Below are 3,175 nucleotides of genomic sequence, written 5' to 3'. Positions count from 1 at the left end.
GCAGGCTTCGCCAGCTCCTACAGCGCCGAGCGGGGGCAAGCTTCCTTGCCACGGGTTTATCGACCTCGTCTTGTGAATCAGCGCCCCGGCGCCTTGTTCTCCACCAGACAGTTGCCGCCATCCACCACCATGACCTCACCGGTGATGTAGCTGGACTCAGCGGATGCCAGGAAAGCCACCAGGGCGGCGACTTCTTCGGGGCGTCCCGCCCGGCCCATTGGCGTGTAGCGCGCTGCATGGGCTTCTTCGGCGGTGGTCGAGCCGGTAGCGATCCAGCCGGGCGCGACGCAATTGACCGTGATTCCCTGCCGGGCGACTTCAAGCGCCAAACCCATGCTCATCCCCACCATGGCCGCCTTCGCAGCGCTATAGGCAGCCTCGCCGGGGTTGCTGCAGCGGGTACCGGTGGTGGAGCTGATATTGACGATGCGGCCATAATTGCGCGCCTGCATGCCGGGGAGGACGGCACGGGTCAGCAGGAACGCCGTTGTCAGGTTCCGGGCCAGTGACAGGTTCCATGTTTCCAGATCCAAAGTCGCCACTTCGGCAAACGACTCCGGGCTGCCTTGCATGGCCATGCCCGCGTTGTTTACCAGCACATCGATCCGCCCCCAAACTGACTCGGCCCACAGGCCGAACTCACGCACTTGTCGCTCATCGGTGAGGTCCAGGGCCCGTCCTTCTACCTCGAAGCCTTCGGCCCGTAGTTCCTCGACACGTTGCGCAATGCGCGCGCTGCTGGCAGTGACGATCAGCCTGGCACCGGCGGCACCCAGCCTGCGGGCGATCGCCATACCGATTCCCATCTGGCTGCCAACCCCGCTGATCAGTGCCACGGGGTACTTTCCGTTTGTGTCTGGCATGGCATTTTCCTATTTGTTTTTGTGAGGGCTGCGGAGCAAGGCCACCGGTTACCAGCGCTGCCGGCCAGTATGGCAGGGCGGAAACGATTTCTGACAAGAATGTCAGGAAGCGGTCAGTCTGCGGACACCTTCGCTGTCTAGACTCTGTGGGTTGCCCCCGTTTCCGGAGAGGAGATACCCGATGCGCTTGCTCATTGTCGAGGACGAAGAAAAAACGTCCTCCTATGTTCATCGTGGCTTGAGTGAGCTCGGCTACATTGTCGATGTCGCGACGAATGGCATCGATGGCCTGCACTGTGCGTTGGAAATGGAATACGACGTGGTGATCCTCGATGTCATGTTGCCGGGCAAGGACGGCTACGGCGTGTTGCAGGGGCTGCGTCTGCGCAAGAAGACCCCGGTCATCATGTTGTCGGCAAGGGGCACGGTGGACGATCGCGTCCGAGGGTTGCGAGAGGGCGCCGATGACTACCTGGCCAAGCCCTTTTCCTTTGCCGAACTGGTCGCGCGCGTCCAGGCATTGATCCGGCGGCGCGCCGATGACGCGGTCGATCCCACGCACCTGCGCATCGACGACCTGGAGGTCGACCTGCAGGCTCGCAAGGTCACCCGTGCCGGGTTGCGGTTGGACCTGACGGCCAAGGAATTCTGCCTGTTGAGCCTGCTGGCCCGGCACCAGGGCGAGATTCTTTCCAAATTGATGATTGCCGAGCAGGTCTGGGACATGAATTTCGACAGCGACGCCAACGTGGTCGAAGTGGCGATCAAGCGTGTGCGCGCCAAGGTTGACGCGCCGTATCCGCGCAAATTGCTGCATACCGTCCGGGGGATGGGTTATGTGCTGGAGAGCCGCGAAGCGAGTGACAGGCAAGTCGGTGCGCTGTGATGAAAAGCTCGATCTCCAAGCGGCTCGCCCTGATGTTTGCCCTCGCGGTCATGCTTATCACCGCCGTTTGCGCGACGTTGTTGCGCTGTTCCTTGAAGCAATCGCTCGAAGACCAGATGCAAAACGAGTTGACCCTGCGCCACTCGGTTCTCGACCCGGTGCTGGCGAAATATGATTCTCCGCAATTCTGGGTGGGGTTGCGGCAGAAGCTCGACGGCCTGACGCCGGCCGACGAACGCGTGCGCTATTGGGTCCTGGTTGACAACCCGACCTACAGCTATGGCGGTGCGATGCCGGATGGCCGGGACTGGTCGACGCGCCCGGATGGATTTTCCAGCGTCACGATACCTGGCCGGGACCGCCCCATGGTCCTGCTGGTCGAGACCATTGCCGCCATGGGCAGTCGTCCGGAGTTGCGTTTTATCGTGGGGCTCGACTCAACGCCGTTCATGAAGACCCTGGATCACTTCACCCAGACATTGATCCTCACGTCGGCGCTGGGCGTGGTGCTGGTGGCACTGCTGGGCTATTGGATCGCGCGTTTTGGCCTGGCACCCGTCCGGCGCTTGAGCCGCCAGGCCAACAGCCTGCCGCCGGGGGATTCGAAACAACGCTTGGACACCGAGGCGCTGCCTGGGGAATTGCAGGAACTGGCGGTGTCGTTCAACGGCGCCCTGGCGCGCCAGGAAGCCGCCTGGTGCCAGCTTGAGGGGTTCAACGCCAATGTCGCCCATGAACTGCGCACGCCCTTGACCAACCTGATTGGCCAGACCCAGGTCGCGCTGGCCCACGGACGAGACGTGAATGAGCTTCAGGACTTGCTGCAATCGAACCTTGAAGAGCTGGAACGGATGGGCACCATCGTCAATGACATGCTGTTCCTGGCGGGCGCCGAAAGCGGGCAGCGGGCTACTGAACTCAGCGACGTTTCGCTCTGCGAGGAAGCGTCGAAAACCGTGGAATACCTGGAACCGGTCTTGCACGACAAACAGCTGAGCGTGGTGATCCAAGGCGACATGCGAGTGCGTATTGACCGCCGTTTGTTTCACCGATCCCTGGCCAATCTGATCCAGAACGCCGCGCGATACGCGGTGCCGACCAGCACGATCACGGTGAGCCTGGTCAGCCATGGCATGCAGGCCGAGGTGAGCGTCTCCAATGCCGGTGAGCCCATTGAAAACGTGCACCTGGAGCGCCTGTTCGAGCGTTTCTATCGAGCCGACGCCGCGAGGGCCAGGAGTGACGCACATCATGGCCTGGGGCTTTCCATCGTGCGGGCGGTAGCCTCCATGCACGGCGGGCGGGTGTTCGCCCATAGCAAGGACGGGGTCAACACCTTCGGGTTCTCTCTGACGAGCCAGCCGGCGCGTTAATCAACTCGGCGTCTCCGCTGGCCGGAGGGCCGCTTTCGCGAGCAGGCTCGCTC

At 62.4% G+C, this 3,175-nt stretch carries 3 protein-coding genes; 2 read left to right on the top strand and 1 reads right to left on the bottom strand.

Translation table 11 applies throughout. The features are described 5' to 3' along the window. Window positions 1-77: 77 nt before the first annotated feature. Entirely contained in the window at window positions 78-863 is a 786-nt protein-coding gene (locus OC610_RS24060) for an SDR family NAD(P)-dependent oxidoreductase (RefSeq protein ID WP_264431414.1), read from the bottom strand. Between the two features lie 181 nt (window positions 864-1,044). Here OC610_RS24060 and OC610_RS24055 point away from each other — a divergent pair, with 181 nt between their 5' ends. Then, window positions 1,045-1,749, top strand: coding sequence for a heavy metal response regulator transcription factor (locus OC610_RS24055; RefSeq protein WP_030138917.1), 705 nt, complete (start codon window positions 1,045-1,047; stop codon window positions 1,747-1,749). Then, complete coding sequence (locus OC610_RS24050) at window positions 1,749-3,122, top strand: heavy metal sensor histidine kinase (RefSeq protein ID WP_264431411.1); 1,374 nt, start codon at window positions 1,749-1,751, stop codon at window positions 3,120-3,122. The genes OC610_RS24055 and OC610_RS24050 overlap by 1 nt, the downstream gene beginning before the upstream one ends. The last annotated feature ends 53 nt before the right edge of the window (window positions 3,123-3,175 follow it).

Source organism: Pseudomonas agronomica, assembly GCF_025917275.1.
Lineage (GTDB): Bacteria > Pseudomonadota > Gammaproteobacteria > Pseudomonadales > Pseudomonadaceae > Aquipseudomonas > Aquipseudomonas agronomica.
This window is presented reverse-complemented; position numbering and strand designations above follow the sequence as displayed.